The organism is Streptomyces sp. NPDC102406 (assembly GCF_044765725.1).
Lineage (GTDB): Bacteria > Actinomycetota > Actinomycetes > Streptomycetales > Streptomycetaceae > Streptomyces.
The window spans coordinates 1135168-1152935 of the sequence record NZ_JBIWKP010000001.1; the positions used below are offsets into that span (position 1 = coordinate 1135168).

Sequence of the window (17768 nt, forward strand, 5' to 3'; positions counted from 1 at the left end):
CGTGCCCGCCGCCACCCGATCCGCCTGGTGCGACGTGCCGCCCCTCCAGGTGAAGCAGTTCGCCGCGCTCGCCATGGACGAGGCGCCCCGGCTCGCCCAGGACATCCTCGACGAGATCCGCCGCGAATTCCCCCACCTGCCACTCGTCCTCGACGAGTCCGGCGAACCCATGGCCCTGGTCGGCATCCGCCGCGCCATCGAGGGCTTCGTGCGCCGCCTGACCGACGTCTCCACCGACACCACGTCCGAGCAGCAACCCCCGTCCGTCTTCCAGGAGTTCGGCCGCGGCCAGAGCCTGCACGGGCGCAGCCTCGACTCCCTCCAGGCGATGTACCGGCTCGGCGTGAGACTCGCCTGGCGCCGCCTCGCCGCCCTCGGACAGCGCCTGCGCATCCCGCCCCCGGCCATGTACGAACTGGCCGAATCCGGCTACGAGTACCTGGACGGCCTCGTCGACCAGTCGGTCCGCGGCTATGCCGAGGCCGCCGCCCGCCAGGCCGGTGAACGCCTGCGCCTGCAACGGACGTTGATGGACCTGCTGCTCGAAGGGCGCAGCGCGACGCCGCCCGACCCCGTGAAGGCGCTCACCGAACGCGCCGCCCGCATCGGCTGGCCGGTGCCCGAGCGGGTCGCCGTCGGTCTGCTGCTGCGCCCCGCGCGCGACGCCGTCGCCCCCGCCGTCGGCCCCGACGTGCTGCTCGACATGGAGGCGGAACGCCCCCGCCTCGTCGTCCCCGACCCGGACGCGGCGGGCCGCCCCGACCTGCTGCGCCGCGCCCTGTCCGGCTGGAGCGGTGCGATCGGGCCGCCCGTCGCCCCGCCCCGGGCCGCGAAGTCGCTGCGCTGGGCCGAGGCGGCGGTGGCCCTGATGGAGCGCGGCCTGCTCCCGTCCGACGGCGTCCTGCACTGCACCGAGCACACCCAGGCCCTCGTCCTGCTCCAGCCCGAGGAACTCCTCGACGACCTCACCCGGCGCGCCCTCGCCCCCCTCGCCCACTGCGGGCCCACCCACGCCCGGCGCCTCGCCGAGACGCTGCTCGCCTGGCTGGAGACGCGCGGCGGCGCCCCCGAGGTCGCCGCCCGGCTCGGCGTCCACCCGCAGACCGTGCGCTACCGCCTGCGCCAGATCCGGGAGCTGTGGGGCGCCGAGGTCGACGACCCGGACCGCCGCTTCGAACTGGAGCTGGTGCTGCGGGCCCGTCGGCTCCGGGGCGAGCTGGGCCCCTGACACCGATCCGACCTGCGCTTTCACCCACCCCATTGCCCGGCCAACCCCGCTGTGCGTAGCCTATGTTCGCAATACCGACCGTCTGTTGAAATACCGAACATAGGAGGGGGCCGGTCGTGGGACGCCTCGTACCCGCCGTGACCCGGGCTCTGGACATCCTGGAGCTCTTCCTGGACGGGGACGGCACGCTGTCCGCCCCCGACATCGTCCGCAAGCTACAGCTACCGCGCACCACGGTCCATGAGCTGGTCACCACGCTGGCCGCCCGTTCGTACATCGTGCAGGTCCCCGCCCAGCCCGGCCGCTACCGGCTCGGGGTGCGCCCCTACCAGCTCGGCAGCCGGTACGCGGAACAGCTCGACCTCGCCGCCGAGGGCCAGCAGGTCGCCCGGACCGTCGCCGAGACCTGCGACGAGACCGTCCACGTGGCGATCCTGGAGGGCACCGACGTCATCTACATCGCCAAGGTCGACTCCACGCACGCCGTGCGCATGGTCTCCGCCGCGGGCCGCCGCCTTCCCGCGCACTGCACCTCCGTCGGCAAGATGCTCCTCGCCTCGCTGCCCGAGTCCGAGCTCGCGACCCGCATCCCGGCCGGCGTCGAGCTGCCCGGCATGACGGAGAACAGCATCACGGACCCGGACGCCCTGCTCGCGCACCTGGCCGACATCCGGCGGCGCGGCATCGCCGTCGAGAGCCGCGAGTCGAACACGGACGTCTCGTGTGTCGCCGCCCCCGTCCGCGACCGCACCAACCGGGTCGTCGCCGCGCTCTCCATCTCCGTACCGATGATCCGCTGGAGCGACACCCGCGAGGACGAGCTGGCGCAGCTCGCCGCGAAGGGCGCCGCCGACCTGTCGGAGCGGCTCGGCCACCGGGGCGCGGCATGAGCGTCGAGGTGGCGGTGCGGGAGTTCGCGACGCTGGGGGAGGGGCCGACCTGGGACCCGGCCGCGCACCGGCTGATCTGGGTGGACATCCTCGGCTCGCGCGTCCACACCTACGAGCCGGACAGCGGCCGCCGCACGGTCTTGGCCACCGAGCAGCACGTGGGCGCCGCCAAACCGCGGGCGGACGGCGGTCTGGTCGTCAACCTCCGTGACGGCGTGGGCAGTTACTCGCCCGGCGGTGCCTTCACCTGGCTGCACCGCGAGCCCGTCCCCGGCCGCCGCGGGAACGACGCGGCCGTCGCCCCCGACGGCGCCCTGTGGGCCGGTTCGATGACGTACGACGAGACGCCCGGCGGCGGCAACCTGATCCGTCTCGCGCCGGACGGCTCGGTGCGGACCGTCCTGGACGACGTCACCGTCTCCAACGGCACGGGATGGAGCCCTGACGGAACGCGCATGTACTACGTCGACACCACCACGCGGCGCATCGACGTCTTCGACGTGGACGGCGAACACGTCGGCGGGCGAAGGGAGTTCGCGACCGTCGAGGAAGGCGCAGGGTACCCCGACGGCCTGACGGTCGACGCCGACGGCTGTGTCTGGGTGGCCCTGTGGGACGGCGCGGCCCTGCGCCGCTACACGCCGTCCGGCGCCCTGGACCGGATCGTCCCGCTGCCGGTCCGGCGCCCGACGGCCTGCGCGTTCGGCGGGCGGTCCCTGACCGACCTGTACATCTCGACGGCCCGGGTGGGTCTCGACTCGCCCGCGCCGCTCGCGGGTTCACTTCTGGTCCTCCCCGACGCGGGCCGGGGTCTGGAGCAGCGGGCCTTCGGGTAGCCACCGCCTTCTTTGTCGACATCCATGGGTCGCACCGAAATTTTCGGTGCGACCCATTGACGTTGAAGCGCTTCGAAAATACGGTCCCGTTCGAAGTTACGAGCAGCAGCCGAAATCTCGAACAACGAACAGTAAGGGCAGGGCATGGGACGACCTGGCCTGAGTCGCAGGCAACTCCTCGCCGGAATCGGCGGGTTGACCGTCGCCGGAAGCTTCGGCTTCGCGGCGCTCGGGACCGGGGCCGACGCGCTCGCCTCCGGAGCCGACACCCGCGTGCGCTACTGGAACCTCTTCAGCGGCGGCGACGGGTACAACATGATCGCGATGCTGGACGCCTTCCGCGCGGCGAACCCGGGCATCGACGTCAAGGACTCCACCCTCCAGTGGGGCAGCCCCTTCTACACCAAGCTCGCCATGGCGGCGGCCGGGAACCGCGCCCCGGACCTCGGTGTCATGCACCTCGGCCGGGTCACCGGGTTCTCCCCGGGCCGCCTGCTCGACCCCTGGGACGTGGACCTGCTCGCCAAGTACGGCGTACGGGAGGCGGACTTCAACCCCGCGCTGTGGAAGCGCGCCGTCGTCGACGGCAAGCTCTACGCCCTGCCCCTCGACATCCACGTCCAGCTCAGCTTCTACCGCAAGGACGTGCTGAAGAAGGCCGACCTGCTCGGCGACGACGGCCGGATCGTGCCCGTCACGTCGACCGGTGAGTGGTTCGACCTGCTGAAGAAGGCGAAGAAGGCCACGAAGAAGGGGCTCCAGACCCTCGGTCTGCACGCCAACGACCAGAACTTCATGTGGTGGTTCTTCGTCGCCTTCTACGCGCAGCTCGGCGGCGCCTACTTCGACGCCGCCGACACCGAGGTCACCTTCGACACCGACAAGGCGACGCAGGTCCTGGAGTTCCTGCGGCAGCACGTCACCGACGGCTACGCGACCGCGGGCGCCGCCGACGGCGAACAGTTCCTCAACGGCGCCCCCTTCACCTGGGAGGGCAACTGGTCGGTGCCGGTCTTCTCCGGCGCGAAGCTGGAGTACGGCGCGACCCCGCTCCCGCCCGTCTTCGGCAAGCAGGCCACGCACGCCGAGTCCCACTCGTTCGTGCTGCCCCACCAGGCGGACCGCGGCGGCGCCGCCGACGAGGCCGCACACCGACTCGCCGCCTACGTCGTCAAGCACGCCCAGCAGTGGGCGGCCGGCGGCCACATCCCCGCCTACACACCGACCCTCACCACCGACGCGTACAAGAAGCTCGACCCGCAGAACGAGTACGTGACGGCCATGGACCACCAGGCCACCGAGCCGAAGGTGTGGTTCGCCGGCTCCACCGGCATCCTCGCCCAGCGCGTCGGCCCGATCGTCGTCGCCTCCACGATGGGCTCCGCCAGCCCGCAGACCGCGGCCCGCCGCATGAAGGACGCCCTCGCCCAGCTCCTCGCCATGAAGAACCCGATGGACGGCAGGACCGCCGCGCAGGGAGGTGCCACCGCATGACCACGACCAGCGCCGAGACCGTCATCGCCGCGCCACGGGCCCGCACCGCCGCCGCGGGCGCCACCGTCCGCCGCAAGCAGGGCTTCCAGCACGGCGGCTGGTTCGTGGCCCCGTTCCTCACCCTCTTCGGCGTCTTCGTGATCTGGCCGCTGCTGCGCGGCATCTACCTCAGCTTCACCGACGCCAACATCTCCGGCGACAGCCCCGGCTTCGTCGGCCTCGACAACTACCGCGAGGCCCTGCACGACCCGGTCATGTGGGACTCCCTCGGCCACAGCGCCTTCTTCACGCTGCTCGTCGTGCCCTGCATCACCGTCCTCGCCTTCCTCCTCGCGATGCTCGCCCACCACATCGAGCGCGGGAAATGGCTGTGGCGGCTCTGCTTCTTCCTGCCGTTCCTGCTGCCCTCCACCGTCGCGGGCAACCTGTGGCAGTGGCTGTTCAACCCCGGCACCGGCATGATCAACTACGTCTTCGGCATCGAGACGCCCTGGCTGACCGACACGTCGTACGCCATGCTCGCCATCGTCATCACCACCCTGTGGTGGACGGTCGGCTTCAGCTTCCTGCTCTACCTCGCCGCCCTCCAGGGCATCCCCGCGCACCTCTACGAGGCCGCCGAACTGGACGGCGCCAACGCCTGGCACCGCATGGTCCACATCACGCTGCCCATGCTGCGCAACATCACGGGGCTCGTCATCGCCCTCCAGATCCTCGCCTCGCTCCAGGTCTTCGACCAGGCCGTCACGATGATGGACTTCCTGCCGGGCCCCGAGGGATCGACCCGCACCTTCGTGCAGTACACGCTCGAAGAGGGCTTCACCAGCTACCGCGTGGGCTACGCCTCCGCCATCTCCATCATCTTCTTCGTGATCATCGCGGCCGTCGCCCTCGGGCGGATGTGGCTGCTGCGCAACCGAGAGGAGGGCGCGCGATGAGCGGCGCTCACGTACGGCTGAGGGCCCGCGGTCCCTGGTCGCCCAGCCAGATCGTCCTGACCCTGCTGGGGGCCGCCGTCTCCCTCGTCTTCCTGGCACCGCTGGCCTGGGCGCTGTTCACCTCGCTCAAGTCGGAGACCGAGGCCGTCGAGGTCCCGCCGCACTGGCTGCCGAAGGACTGGACGGGCCAGGCGTGGAAGGCGCTCCTCGACAGCGGCAACATCACCAACTGGTTCGTCAACTCCCTCGTCGTCTCCGTGTGCGTGACGACCGTGGTGCTCTGCGTGGCCGCGCTCGCCGGGTACGGCTTCGCCCGCACCGAGTTCCGCGGCAAGAACGTCCTGATGGGCATGGTGATGGCCGGCCTGATGATCTCGCCCGCCGTCCTCGGCGTCCCCCTGTTCACCACCGTCCAGCAGATGGGCATGGTCGACACCTACTGGGGCATGATCCTGCCCCAGTGCGCGCCCGCCGCCATGGTCTACATCCTCTACAAGTTCTTCCAGGGCATCCCGAAGGAGCTGGAGGAAGCCGCGTTCATCGACGGCGCGGGCCGCTGGCGGATCTTCTTCACCATCATCGTGCCCCTCGCCCGCCCCTCCCTCGCGGCCGTCGGCATCTTCACCTTCATCGCGTCGTGGAACAACTTCCTGTGGCCGTACATGGTCACCAACAACCCCGACCTGATGACCATGCCGAACGGCATCGCGACCGTCATGAACTCCTACGGCATCCAGTGGGCCCAGCTCATGGCCGGCGGCCTGATGGCGGGCCTGCCCCTCATCGTCGTCTTCGTCTTCTTCCAGCGGCAGATCGTGGCGGGCGTCGCCCACACCGGATTGGCGGGCCAGTGACCCCGCGCAGACCGCTCGCCGCCCTCACCGCCGCAGCCCTCCTCGCCCTGCTGCCCCACACGGCCCTGGCGAGCGGGGGCTACCCCGACCCGCAGCCGGTCACGGGTCAGCGCGTCATCCACGACCCGACCGTCATCAAGCTGAAGGACGGGCGCTACGCCGCCTACTCGACCGGCGGCGTCATCGGCGCCCGCCTCTCCACCGACCGCAGCCACTGGGACGACGCGGGCAACGCCTTCGCCACGCCCCCGAGCTGGTGGTACGCGTACAACGACACCGGCGACCCCTGGGCCCCCGACATCACCTACCGCTCCGGCCGGTACTGGCTCTACTACGCCGTCTCGTCCTGGGGCACCAACCACTCGGCGATCGGCGTCGCGACCTCCCCCTCCGGCCTCCCCGGCACCTGGACCGACCACGGCAAGGCCTTCGCCTCCGAGACCACGGACACCTGGAACGCCATCGACCCGGCGGTCGTCCGCGCCGACGGCAGACTCTGGATGGCGTTCGGCTCCTACTGGTCCGGCATCCGCATGGTCGAGCTGGACCGGCGCACCGGCAAGGCGAGGACGGACGCGACCGTCCACCACCTGGCGACCCGCCCCGACGCCCCGTACGCGGTGGAGGGCCCGGCGATCGTCAGGCACGGCCGCCACTACTACCTCTTTGCCTCCTACGACGCCTGCTGCCAGGGCGTGAACTCGACGTACAAGATCCGCGTCGGCCGGGCCACCTCGGTGACCGGCCCGTACGTCGACAAGGACGGCAAGCCCCTCCTGGCGGGCGGCGGCACGCTGCTGCTGGCCGGCCACGGCCGGTTCACCGGCACCGGCGGCGAGTCCGTCTTCCGCGACAAGGGCCGGGACGTCCTCGCCTACCACTACTACGACGCCGACAACGCCGGCACCCCCACATTGGGCCTGAACGAGCTGAAGTGGGGCCGGGACGGCTGGCCCGGCCTCTGACAGGCCTCCTCAAGGAAAGGGAACCATGAGCACCGCACGCTTCACCCTCGACCCCGCCTTCACCGTCGGCGAGGTCAACCCCCGCCTCTTCGGCTCCTTCGTGGAACACCTGGGCCGCTGCGTCTACACCGGCATCTTCGAGCCGGACCACCCGGCGGCGGACGAGGCGGGTCTGCGCACCGACGTCCTCGACCTCGTACGGGAGCTCGGGGTGACGGCGATCCGCTACCCGGGCGGCAACTTCGTCTCCGGATACAAGTGGGAGGACTCCGTCGGCCCCGTCGAGGACCGCCCGCACCGCCTCGACCTGGCCTGGCGCACGACGGAGTCGAACCGCTTCGGCCTCTCCGAGTACATCGCGTTCCTGAAGAAGATCGGCCCGCAGGCCGAGCCGATGATGGCCGTCAACCTCGGCACACGCGGCGTCGCCGAGGCCATCGAACTCCAGGAGTACGCCAACCACCCCCAGGGCACGGCCCTCTCCGACCTGCGGATCGCCCACGGCGACAAGGACCCCTTCGGCATCAGGCTCTGGTGCCTGGGCAACGAGATGGACGGCCCCTGGCAGACCGGCCACAAGACGGCCGAGGAGTACGGGCGGATCGCCGCGGAGACGGCGCGCGCGATGCGCCAGATCGACAAGGACATCGAACTGGTCGCCTGCGGCAGCTCGGGCCAGTCCATGGAGACCTTCGCCGAATGGGAGGCGAAGGTGCTGGCCGAGACGTACGACCTGGTCGACCACATCTCGCTGCACGCCTACTACGAGGAGCACGACGGCGACCGGGACTCCTTCCTCGCCTCGGCGGTCGACATGGAGTCGTTCATCGAGAACGTCGTCGCGACCTGCGACCACATCGGCGCCCGCCTCAAGTCGAAGAAGAAGATCAACCTCTCCTTCGACGAGTGGAACGTCTGGTACATGTCCCGCACCGACGCCGAGGTCTCCGCGCTCGACTGGCCGGAGGCTCCCCGCCTCCTGGAGGACGTCTACTCGGTCACCGACGCGGTCGTCTTCGGCTCGCTCCTCATCGCCCTGCTGCGCCACGCGGACCGGGTCACGGTCGCCTGCCTGGCCCAGCTCGTCAACGTCATCGCCCCGATCATGACCGAGCCCGGCGGCCCGGCCTGGCGCCAGACGACGTTCTACCCCTTCGCGCAGGCCGCGAAGTACGGCCGCGGCGAGGTCCTGGACGTCCGCGTGTCGGGCCCGACCTACGACACGAAGCGCCACGGCACCGCCGACCTGCTGCACGCGACGGCGGTCCGCGCGGCCGACGGCACGGTGACGGTCTTCGCGGTCAACCGCAGCCAGACCGAGCCGCTTCCGCTCGAAGTGGCGCTGCACGGACTGGAGTTGAGCGAGGTGGCCGAGCACTCGGTCCTCTCCGACGCCGACCCGGACGCCCGCAACACGCTCGCCGAGCCGGAGCGCGTCACCCCGCACACCGGCACGGGCACGACGCTGACCGGAGGCACGCTGAAGGCGACCCTCGAACCGCTGTCGTGGAACGTGATCCGGCTGGGCTGATTCCCGGCGGCCGGTCCCGGACATGACTCCGCCCGTATCCGTGGCGCGCACCACGGATACGGGCGGAGCGGTGGGTCAGGCGCTGAAGGAGTGGACCGTCGTCGTGCGGTACGTCTGGCCGGGCCGCAGCACCGTCGAGGGGAAGGCCGGCTGGTTCGGCGAGTCCGGGAAGTGCTGCGTCTCCAGGCACAGGCCGTCGCCCTGCCGGTAGGTGCGGCCGGACGGGCCGACGAGCGTGCCGTCGAGGAAGTTGCCCGAGTAGAACTGCACCCCGGGCTGGTCCGTGGCGATCTTCAGGGTGCGGCCCGAGCGCGGGTCGCGCAGGGTCGCGAAGTGCACCGGCTGCCGCGTGACGCCCTTGTCGAGCACCCAGTTGTGGTCGAAGCCCTTCGCCGTGACGAGCTGCGGGTGCCCGTCCCGGATGTCGTCGCCGATGGCCTTGCCGGAACGGAAGTCGAACGGGGTGCCCGCGACCTTCGCCAGCTCGCCGGTGGGGATGAGGCCCGCGTCGGTGGGCGTGTACCGGGACGCGGCGAGGGTCAGCTCGTGGTCGTAGATGCCGCCGCTGCCCTCACCGGCGAGGTTGTAATAGGTGTGGTTGGTGAGGTTCACGACGGTCGCCTTGTCCGTCGTCGCCGTGTAGTCGATGCGCCAGTCGCCGCGCGCGGTGAGGGTGTAGGTGACCCGCACCTTGAGCGTGCCGGGGTAGCCCATCTCGCCGTCGACGGACGTGTAGTGCAGGTGGAGGCCCACGTCGGAGCCGGACGTGAACGGCTCCACGTCCCACACCCGCGTGTTGAAGCCCTTCGCGCCGCCGTGCAGCGAGTTGTCCCCGTCGTTCACGGAGAGCTGGTACGTCGTGCCGTCCAGGGTGAAACGGCCGCCCGCGATGCGGTTCCCGTAGCGGCCGATGGTGGCGCCGAAGAACGTGGTGCCCGCGACGTAGTCCTCGATGGTGTCGTAGCCGAGGGAGACGTTCACGTACCGGCCGCGGCGGTCCGGTATCTCCAGCGACTGGACGATGCCGCCGTAGGAGAGGACCTTCAGGCGGGTCCCGCCGTTGGCCAGGGACCAGCGGTGGATCCGCGTACCGTCGGCGAGTTTCCCGAAGGGCTCCTTCACCGGCTTCTTTCCCGACGCGGCCTGGGCCGTGCCGCCGACCGCGGTGGTGGCGGCGACGCCCGCGGCGGCTGCCGCGGCGAGAACCGTTCGTCTGCTCGTGTCCATCTGACGCTCCTAAGCGGGGAGTACTGCCTGATGACGTGCGAAGTGCGACTCTTGACGACGTACGGGAGCTGTCACGAACCGGCGCGGCGCTTGTTCCAGACGTCGAAGCCGACCGCGGCGAGCAGGGCCAGGCCCTTGATCACCGACTGCCAGTCGGAGCCGACACCGAGCAGGTTCATGCCGTTGTTCAGCACACCGAGGACGAGACCACCGATGATCGCGCCGAGGACGGTGCCGACACCGCCGCTCATGGAGGCGCCGCCGATGAACGAGGCGGCGATGGCCTCCAGCTCGAAGTTGAGGCCCGCCTTCGGCGAGGCCGCGTTCAGCCGGGCGGCCACGACCAGACCGGCCAGGGCCGCGAGCACGCCCATGTTGAGGAAGACGTAGAAGGAGACCTTCTTGTCCTTCACGCCGGAGAGCTTCGCCGCCGGGAGGTTGCCGCCGATGGCGTAGATGTGCCGGCCGAAGATCGAGTTGCGCATCAGGTAGCCGTAGCCGACGACCAGGACACCGAGGATGAGCAGGACGACCGGGGCGCCCTTGTAGCTGGCGAGCAGCATCGTCACCACGGCGATGGCGGCGACGATCGCGATCAGCTTCAGCACGAACAGGTTGAACGGCGGCACGTCGAGGGCGAACTCCTGCTGGCGGCGCCGGTCCCGCAGCTCCTGCACGATGACGGCCGCGGCGAGCACGACGCCGAGCAGCAGGGTGAGGTTGTGGTAGTTGGTGTCCGGCCCGACCTCGGGCAGGAAGCCGTTGCCCAGCTTGCCCAGGCCCTCGGGGAACGGGCCGAGGGTCTGGCCCTTCAGCAGGATCTCGGTGAGACCGCGCCACACCAGCATGCCCGCGAGGGTCACGATGAACGACGGTATGCCGCCGTACGCGATCAGCCAGCCCTGGACGCAGCCCGCGGCGCCGCCCATCGCGAGGCAGATCACCGCCGCGACCGGCCAGGGCACGTCATGGCTGACCATGAGGACGGCGGCCGTCGACCCGACGAAGGCGGTCAGCGACCCCACCGACAGATCGATGTGACCGGCGATGATGACCAGCATCATGCCGATGGCGAGGATCAGGATGTAGCTGTTCTGGAGTACCAGGTTGGAGACGTTGCGCGGCAGGATCAGGTCGCCGTTGGTCCAGACGGCGAAGACGACCACCAGCAGGCCGAGCGCGAGCAGCATGCCGTACTGGCGCATGTTGCGGCGCATCCCGTCGAGCACGAGACGCAGCAGCCCGCTCTCGGCAGTGGCCCCGCTCTTGCCCGGCGGCGCGGGGGCCGGGGACTTGTCCATCACGTCCGTGCTCATCGCGTTACCTCTTCTGTCCCGTTCTTGTCCTTGGTCATCAGGCGCATCAGGGACTCCTGCGTCGCCTCCGCGCGGGTGACCTCACCGGTCAGCCGTCCCGCGCTCATCGTGTAGATGCGGTCGCACATCCCCAGCAGCTCGGGCAGCTCGGAGGAGATGAACACCACCGCCTTGCCCTCGGCCGCGAGCTTGTCGATGACCGTGTAGATCTCGTACTTGGCACCGACGTCGATCCCGCGGGTCGGCTCGTCGAGGATCAGCACCTCGGGACCCGCGAAGATCCACTTGCTGAGGACGACCTTCTGCTGGTTGCCGCCCGACAGCTTCCCCGCCGGTTCGAAGACCGTGGGGGCCTTGATGTTCATCGACGTGCGGTACTCCTCGGCGACCTGCCGCTCCCCGTGCTCGTCGACCACGCCCCGCTTGGAGACCTTGTGCAGCGCCGCGAGGGAGATGTTGCGGTTGATGGTGTCGAGGAGGTTGAGGCCGTAGTGCTTGCGGTCCTCGGTCGCGTAGGCGATGCCGTGCCCGACGGCCTCCGCGACCGTCTTGGTGCGGATCTCGGCGCCGTCCTTGAGCACGGTGCCGGCCGCGTACCGGCCGTAGGTCCGCCCGAAGACGTTCATCGCGAGTTCGGTGCGGCCCGCGCCCATCAGGCCGGCGATCCCGACGATCTCCCCGCGCCGTACGTGCAGGGAGACGTCGTCGACGACCTTGCGCTCACGGTCCAGGGGGTGGTGCACGGTCCAGTTGCGGATCTCCAGGGCCGGCGCCGCCCCCTTCTCGGGCGTGTGCGGGGTGCGCGTGGGGAAGCGGTTCTCCAGGTCGCGGCCGACCATCCCGGAGATGATCCGGTCCTCGGTGGTCTCCGCGGCGTGCACGTCGAGGGTCTCGATGGTGCGGCCGTCGCGCAGGATCGTCACGGAGTCGGCGACGCGGCGGATCTCGTTGAGCTTGTGGGAGATGATGATGGAGGTGATGCCCTGGTCCTTCAACTCAAGGATCAGGTCGAGGAGTTTGCCGGAGTCCTCGTCGTTCAGCGACGCGGTCGGCTCGTCCAGGATCAGCAGCTTCACGTCCTTGGCGAGCGCCTTGGCGATCTCCACGAGCTGCTGCTTGCCGACCCCGATGTCGGCGATGCGGGTGTTGGGGTTCTCCTCCAGGCCCACCCGGCGAAGCTGCCGGGTGGCGTGGCGCAGCGTCTCCCGCCAGTCGATCAGCCCGCGCGTGGCGTGCTCATTGCCGAGGAACATGTTCTCGGCGATCGACAGGTAGGGGACCAGCGCCAGCTCCTGGTGGATGATGACGATGCCCCGCTTCTCGGACGCGTTGATGTCCTTGAAGTGGCAGGGTTCCCCCTCGAAGAGGATCTCCCCCTCGTAACTTCCGTGCGGATGCAGACCGGAGAGCACCTTCATCAAGGTGGACTTCCCGGCACCGTTCTCGCCGCAGATGGCGTGGACCTCGCCCTGACGCACCGTCAGCGTGACGTCCGAGAGCGCTTTGACACCGGGAAAGGTCTTGACGATCGAGCGCATTTCCAGGACGGGTCCCGCCATGGTCGTGCCCTTCAGCTAGTGGTTCGTGTTCGGACAGAGCTGCTCACTGGCCCAGGTCGGCCTTGGTGTAGTAGCCGCTGTCGACGAGTTCCTTCTCGTAGTTGTCCTTGGTGACCAGGACCGGGTTGAGCAGGTACGAGGGAACGACCTTGGCACCGTTGTCATAGCTCTTGACGTCGTTGACCTCGGGCTTCTTGTCGTGCAGCACGTCGTCGACCATCGTCGAGGCGACCGCGGCGAGCTTGCGGAGGTCCTTGTACACGGTCGAGTACTGCTGGCCCGAGATGATCGACTTCACCGAGGCGACCTCGGCGTCCTGCCCGGAGATGGGCGGCAGCGGCTTGGACTTGGAGCCGTAGCCGTCCGACTTCAGGGCGGACAGGATGCCGATCGAGATGCCGTCGTACGGGGAGAGCACCGCGTCCACCCGGTTGCTGCCCTTGTACGTCGAGGTCAGGAGGTCGTCCATGCGCTTCTGGGCGGTGGCGCCGTCCCAGCGCAACGTGGTGACCTGGTTGAGCTTGGTCTGGCCGGACTTGACGACGAGCTGCTTCTTGTCGATGTAGGGCTGGAGCACCTTCATCGCGCCGCCGAAGAAGTACCGCGTGTTGTTGTCGTCGTTGGAGCCGGCGAACAGCTCGATGTTGAACGGGCCCTTCTCGCCCTTGCTCAGTCCCAGCTTGTCGACCAGGGAGGTGGCCTGGAGCCTGCCGACCTTCTCGTTGTCGAAGGTGGCGTAGTAGCTGACGTTCTTGGTGTCGAGGATGAGCCGGTCGTAGGAGATGACCGGGATGTTCGCGTCGGCGGCCTGCTGGAGCACCGAGTTGAGCGACTTGTTGTCGATCGCGGCGATGATCAGCGCGGAGACGCCCTGCGTGATCATGTTCTCGATCTGCGAGACCTGCTGGTCCGGGTCGTCCTCACCGAAGACCAGCTTGGTCTTGTACCCCTTGGCCTTCAGCGACTTGACGACGTTGTTGCCGTCGGCGATCCAGCGCTCGGAGGACTTCGTCGGCATCGCGATGCCGACAGTGGATCCCTCCGCACTCTTCTTGCCCTCTTCCGCGCCGCCCTCGCTGTCCTGCCCGCAGGCGGTCAGGGTCAGGGCGAGGGAGGCGGTGGCGGCTATCGCTGCGAGAGCGGCTCGGCGGTTTCGCATGGTCATCATCCTTGATGTGTGAGTGCAGAGCTCGGTCGGCGGAGCGAAGTCGCTTGGTTGGAGCGGAGGTTGACCGAGTAAAGATGCGTCGGATTCTGCGCGGCCTTGTCTGAATCTGGGAAGTTGTGTTTCCGGAACGTTATTGGGCCGTGTCGAAGCGCCGGAGATCACCGGGCAGCCGGGAGCCCAGCGGCGACATCCCGGCACCGGCCCCGTGCCGCTCCAGCAGGTCGAGCGCGAGCCGCCCGCGACGCACCCGCTCCCGGGCGGTGTCGAGGGTGACGTCCCGCAGGTGGGCGCCGTACGGATAGATGGCAGGCGCCTTCGCCAGCCCGAACTTCAGGTACAACGGGGCGCCGCGGCGGACCAGTTCGGCGATCTCGTACATCCGGACATATCCGCCGAGGTCGTCCGGTGCCTCGACGTACATGTCCATGGGCGCGCCCGAGACCCGCCGGATCTCGGTGAGGTGCGCGAGCGTCAGATCGCTCGGCACGTTCAGCGAGTCGGCGCCGAGCTGCTCGTAGACGGCGTACGCGGCCGGGTTCACGGGCCCGATCAGCGCGGACACCTTCAGCGTCGTGTCGGCCGGGATGAGCCCCTGGACACGCGCCCGGTGCAGCGTCCACAGCACGCCCTCGTCGGCGACGAGCAGGCACTTGACCCCCAACTCCGTGGCCCGCACGGCGTCCTCGACGCATCCGGCGACGGCGTCGTGCCCGCGGGCCCGCAGCCCCGCGCCGCGCGAGTCGCTGCGCACGGAGGCGCCGGTGTCCCATGTGCCGCGCGGCCCGGTGAACAGGCACAGCTCGATGTCGCGTTCGGCGGTCGCCTCGACCATCTCGACGATCTCGGCGTCCCGCAGCATCCAGACGCCGCTGCCCTGGCTGATCCGGTGGATCGGCACATCGAGCCGGGAGGCCTCCTTGAGGACGACCCCGACGGCCTCGGGCCCCTCGACGGAGGGGATCTCGACCCGCCAGGACCCCCCGTCCGGGAACGTGTGCGGGGAGGTGTCCGCCGGGTCGAGGTCGGGGGCGTTCAGCCCGAGCGAGGAGAGGACGTGTTCGCCGGGTCGGCGGGGTGAGTCGGTCACGCTAGTCCTTTGCGTCCGTACGCCGGGGGGCGTCGTGTCGTTCGATATCTCGTACTGGGGTCGGAGTGGAGCGGGGTGGGGCACGGGGAGCGGGCACCTGTCGGGTGCCGGTGCCGGAGGGCGGGTGCGGCGTGCCGGTGATGGTCGCGTGCGCGGGGCGCGCGGGGTGCGCGCGGGAGGCGCCGGGGTGTGCCTCCGGTACGTCCGGCTCGTCTCCCGCCCGTCGCGGCCGGCGCGCCCTGGCTCCGGGCCGGGCGCCCGCCCCGCCCGACCCTTCGGTTCCGCCCGTGCATCGCGCCCCCCCACGTTCCGTCGCGTGGCCGGACGGTGATCCGGCCGCGTTCCGGTCAAGGCCGTAGCAGCACCTTGCCCACCTTCGGATCTCCGGCCCCGACCAGCTCGATGGCCTCGGCGAACCGGTCCAGCGGGAGCTCGTGCGTCACGAGCGGCATCGGGTCGAGCAGCCCCGCCCCGAACACCCGCACCGCATGGGCCCACGCGTCCGGCGCGGCCCCGAACACGGTCCGCACCTCCAACTGCCGCACCACCAGGTCCGTCGGATCGAGCCCCTCGGCCCCCGCCGCCGGAATGCCGGTGAGCACGAGCCGCCCGCCCCGCCGCAGCAGCGACGCGGCGGTCCGCGCGGCCGAGGCCGACCCCGCGGTCTCGATCACCACGTCGAAGTCGTCCGGCAGCGGTGAGTCCCGCAGCCGGAAGTCCGTGGCGCCGAACTGCCGGGAGAGCGCGGCCCGTTCGTCCCGGGTCCCGACCACGAGCAGCTCCGAGGGCGAGTTCGCCGCGAGGAACTGCACGGCGAACATGCCGAGCGTGCCGGTCCCGACCACGGCCACCCGCTGCCCGGGCAGCGCCTCCGCCTTGATCGCGGCGGCGGCGATACAGGCCGCGGGTTCCAGGAGCGCCGCGGCCGTCAGATCGGCGTCGTCCGGCAGCACGTGCAGCAGCCGCGCCGGCAGCGTCAGCGTCGCCGCCATCGCCCCCGGTCGCGTGAACCCGGTCTCCTCGTACCCGGCGGTGCACAGCGTGGTCTCACCGGCATGGCACCGGTCGCACACCTGACAGTTCCGGAAGCCCTCGCCGACGACCTTGCGCCCGACGAGCCCGCCCGGCACCCCGTCGCCCACGGCGTCCACGACGCCGGACCACTCGTGCCCGGGCGTCAGCGGGTAACGGACGTACCCCTCGGGCCGGTTGCCCTGGTAGACCTCGCGGTCGCTGCCGCAGATCCCCACGGCGTGCACCCGCACCCGCGCCTCGCCGGGCCCCGGCGCGACCGGTTCGTGCGCCACGATCCGGTGCTCGCCCGGAGCCTCGACGACGACGGCGGAGGTCACTTGGACGCCTTGGGCGCGCGCTTCTCCCAGCCCTCGGCCCACAGGTCGAACCGGGCCTGCTGCTGCGGGAACTCGGCCGCCGCGTCGACGTCGAGCTCGACACCGAGGCCGGGCTCGTGCGACAGCTCGAAGTACCCGTCGACGACCTTCGGCGCGCCCTTGACGACCTTCTTGATCTCGGCGTCGGCGAAGTCGTTGAAGTGCTCCAGGATCTTGAAGTTGGGAGAGGTGAACCCGACCTGGAGCGAGGCCGCGGTCAGCACGGGACCGCCCACGTTGTGCGGCGCCACCAGGATGTAGTGGGTCTCGGCGGTGGCGGCCAGCTTGCGGGTCTCCCAGATGCCGCCGATGTGGCCGACGTCGGGCTGGATGATGTCGACGGCCTGGCTCTCGAACAGCTCCCGGAACTCGATCCGGTCGTGGATCCGCTCACCCGTCGCCATCGGGATCTCCACCTTCGCGGCGACCTTCTCCAGCGCCTTGAGGTTCTCCGGCGGCACCGGCTCCTCCAGCCACGCGGGCTTGAACGGCGCCAGTTCGTTCGCGAGCCGGATCGCGGTGGCGGGGGAGAAGCGCCCGTGCATCTCCAGCATCAGTTCGGCGTCGGGCCCGATGGCGTCGCGCACGGCCTCGATCAACGACACCGCGTACAGCGACTGTTCGTGGTCGAGCTCGTAGTGCCCGGTCCCGAACGGGTCGATCTTCAGCGCCTTGTACCCGCGCTCCATGACCGCCTGCGCGGCCTTGTGGTACGCCTCCGGTGTGCGCTCGGTGGTGTACCACCCGTTGGCGTACGCCTTGACCTTGTCGGTGACCTTCCCGCCGAGCAGTTGCCAGACCGGGACACCGAGCGCCTTGCCCTTGATGTCCCAGCAGGCCATCTCGACGACGGCGATGCCGGACATGACGATCTCGCCGGCCCGCCCGTAGTCGCCGTACTTCATCCGCCGTACGAGATCCTCGACGGCGAACGGGTCCGACCCCACAATGTGATTGGCCAACGCCTCGTTCAAGTAGCCGATGAGCGCGTCGGTGTGGCCCAGCATGCGGGTCTCGCCGACGCCGGTGATCCCCTCGTCGGTGTGCACCTGGACGTAGGTCAGGTTCCGCCACGGCGTCCCGACCACATGCGTGCTGATTCCCGTGATGCGCAAGGCAGTTGCCCCCTGTGCCGTTCGATATTTCGTCACTCGTTCGAAATGCTGGCGTGACAGTAAGGACGGCCCGGCCGGGGTGTCAATGGTCTGCGCAGAGGTTCGCGGGCTTCCTGTCGGCGCGGCACCCTCGGAACGCGCAGTTCCGCACAGAAGTTTCACAGCACCG

At 69.9% G+C, this 17768-nt stretch carries 15 protein-coding genes; 8 read left to right on the forward strand and 7 right to left on the reverse strand.

Features of this window, described 5'->3' with window-relative positions; translation table 11 throughout:
• The first annotated feature begins 1 nt into the window (after window position 1).
• From ACIRF8_RS05190 to ACIRF8_RS05225, 8 genes are all read left to right on the forward strand, one after another.
• Entirely contained in the window at window positions 2–1228 is a 1227-nt protein-coding gene (locus ACIRF8_RS05190) for a PucR family transcriptional regulator (RefSeq protein ID WP_404210984.1), read from the forward strand.
• A 116-nt stretch (window positions 1229–1344) separates the two neighbouring features.
• A complete protein-coding gene (locus tag ACIRF8_RS05195; RefSeq protein ID WP_404210986.1) occupies window positions 1345–2118 on the forward strand; it encodes an IclR family transcriptional regulator in 774 nt (257 codons plus the stop codon).
• The gene (locus ACIRF8_RS05200; protein ID WP_404210988.1) at window positions 2115–2954 is read left to right on the forward strand and encodes an SMP-30/gluconolactonase/LRE family protein; all 840 of its coding nucleotides are present in this window, start codon (window positions 2115–2117) and stop codon (window positions 2952–2954) included. Before ACIRF8_RS05195 ends, ACIRF8_RS05200 begins: the two co-directional genes overlap by 4 nt.
• Before the next feature lie 144 nt (window positions 2955–3098).
• Window positions 3099–4448 (forward strand): extracellular solute-binding protein, encoded by a 1350-nt coding sequence (locus tag ACIRF8_RS05205; protein WP_404210990.1) that lies wholly within the window; start codon window positions 3099–3101, stop codon window positions 4446–4448.
• Window positions 4445–5386, forward strand: a complete 942-nt coding sequence (locus tag ACIRF8_RS05210; protein WP_404210992.1) for a carbohydrate ABC transporter permease — start codon at window positions 4445–4447, stop codon at window positions 5384–5386. The genes ACIRF8_RS05205 and ACIRF8_RS05210 overlap by 4 nt, the downstream gene beginning before the upstream one ends.
• Window positions 5383–6240, forward strand: a complete 858-nt coding sequence (locus ACIRF8_RS05215) for a carbohydrate ABC transporter permease (protein ID WP_404210994.1) — start codon at window positions 5383–5385, stop codon at window positions 6238–6240. The genes ACIRF8_RS05210 and ACIRF8_RS05215 overlap by 4 nt, the downstream gene beginning before the upstream one ends.
• On the forward strand, window positions 6237–7205 hold the full coding sequence (locus ACIRF8_RS05220; protein WP_404210996.1) for an arabinan endo-1,5-alpha-L-arabinosidase: 969 nt from the start codon (window positions 6237–6239) through the stop codon (window positions 7203–7205). Before ACIRF8_RS05215 ends, ACIRF8_RS05220 begins: the two co-directional genes overlap by 4 nt.
• A 25-nt stretch (window positions 7206–7230) precedes the next feature.
• Window positions 7231–8736, forward strand: a complete 1506-nt coding sequence (locus ACIRF8_RS05225) for an alpha-N-arabinofuranosidase (RefSeq protein WP_404210998.1) — start codon at window positions 7231–7233, stop codon at window positions 8734–8736.
• 75 nt (window positions 8737–8811) lie between these two features.
• Here ACIRF8_RS05225 and ACIRF8_RS05230 read toward each other — a convergent pair whose 3' ends face one another.
• The 7 genes from ACIRF8_RS05230 to ACIRF8_RS05260 all read right to left on the reverse strand — a co-directional run bounded on the left by ACIRF8_RS05230 (window position 8812) and on the right by ACIRF8_RS05260 (window position 17599).
• Window positions 8812–9963, reverse strand: a complete 1152-nt coding sequence (locus tag ACIRF8_RS05230; RefSeq protein ID WP_404211000.1) for an aldose epimerase family protein — start codon at window positions 9961–9963, stop codon at window positions 8812–8814.
• Between the two features lie 71 nt (window positions 9964–10034).
• Window positions 10035–11279 (reverse strand): multiple monosaccharide ABC transporter permease, encoded by a 1245-nt coding sequence (gene mmsB, locus ACIRF8_RS05235; protein ID WP_404211002.1) that lies wholly within the window; start codon window positions 11277–11279, stop codon window positions 10035–10037.
• On the reverse strand, window positions 11276–12838 hold the full coding sequence (mmsA, locus tag ACIRF8_RS05240; RefSeq protein ID WP_404211004.1) for a multiple monosaccharide ABC transporter ATP-binding protein: 1563 nt from the start codon (window positions 12836–12838) through the stop codon (window positions 11276–11278). Before mmsA ends, mmsB begins: the two co-directional genes overlap by 4 nt.
• A gap of 43 nt (window positions 12839–12881) precedes the next feature.
• On the reverse strand, window positions 12882–13997 hold the full coding sequence (chvE, locus tag ACIRF8_RS05245) for a multiple monosaccharide ABC transporter substrate-binding protein (protein WP_404211006.1): 1116 nt from the start codon (window positions 13995–13997) through the stop codon (window positions 12882–12884).
• A gap of 139 nt (window positions 13998–14136) precedes the next feature.
• A complete protein-coding gene (locus tag ACIRF8_RS05250; protein ID WP_404211008.1) occupies window positions 14137–15093 on the reverse strand; it encodes a hypothetical protein in 957 nt (318 codons plus the stop codon).
• A gap of 347 nt (window positions 15094–15440) precedes the next feature.
• Window positions 15441–16445: a zinc-binding dehydrogenase gene (locus ACIRF8_RS05255; RefSeq protein WP_404211010.1), complete on the reverse strand. Its 1005-nt coding sequence runs from the start codon at window positions 16443–16445 to the stop codon at window positions 15441–15443.
• Window positions 16442–17599: a mandelate racemase/muconate lactonizing enzyme family protein gene (locus ACIRF8_RS05260; protein WP_404211012.1), complete on the reverse strand. Its 1158-nt coding sequence runs from the start codon at window positions 17597–17599 to the stop codon at window positions 16442–16444. The genes ACIRF8_RS05255 and ACIRF8_RS05260 overlap by 4 nt, the downstream gene beginning before the upstream one ends.
• Window positions 17600–17768: the final 169 nt, after the last annotated feature.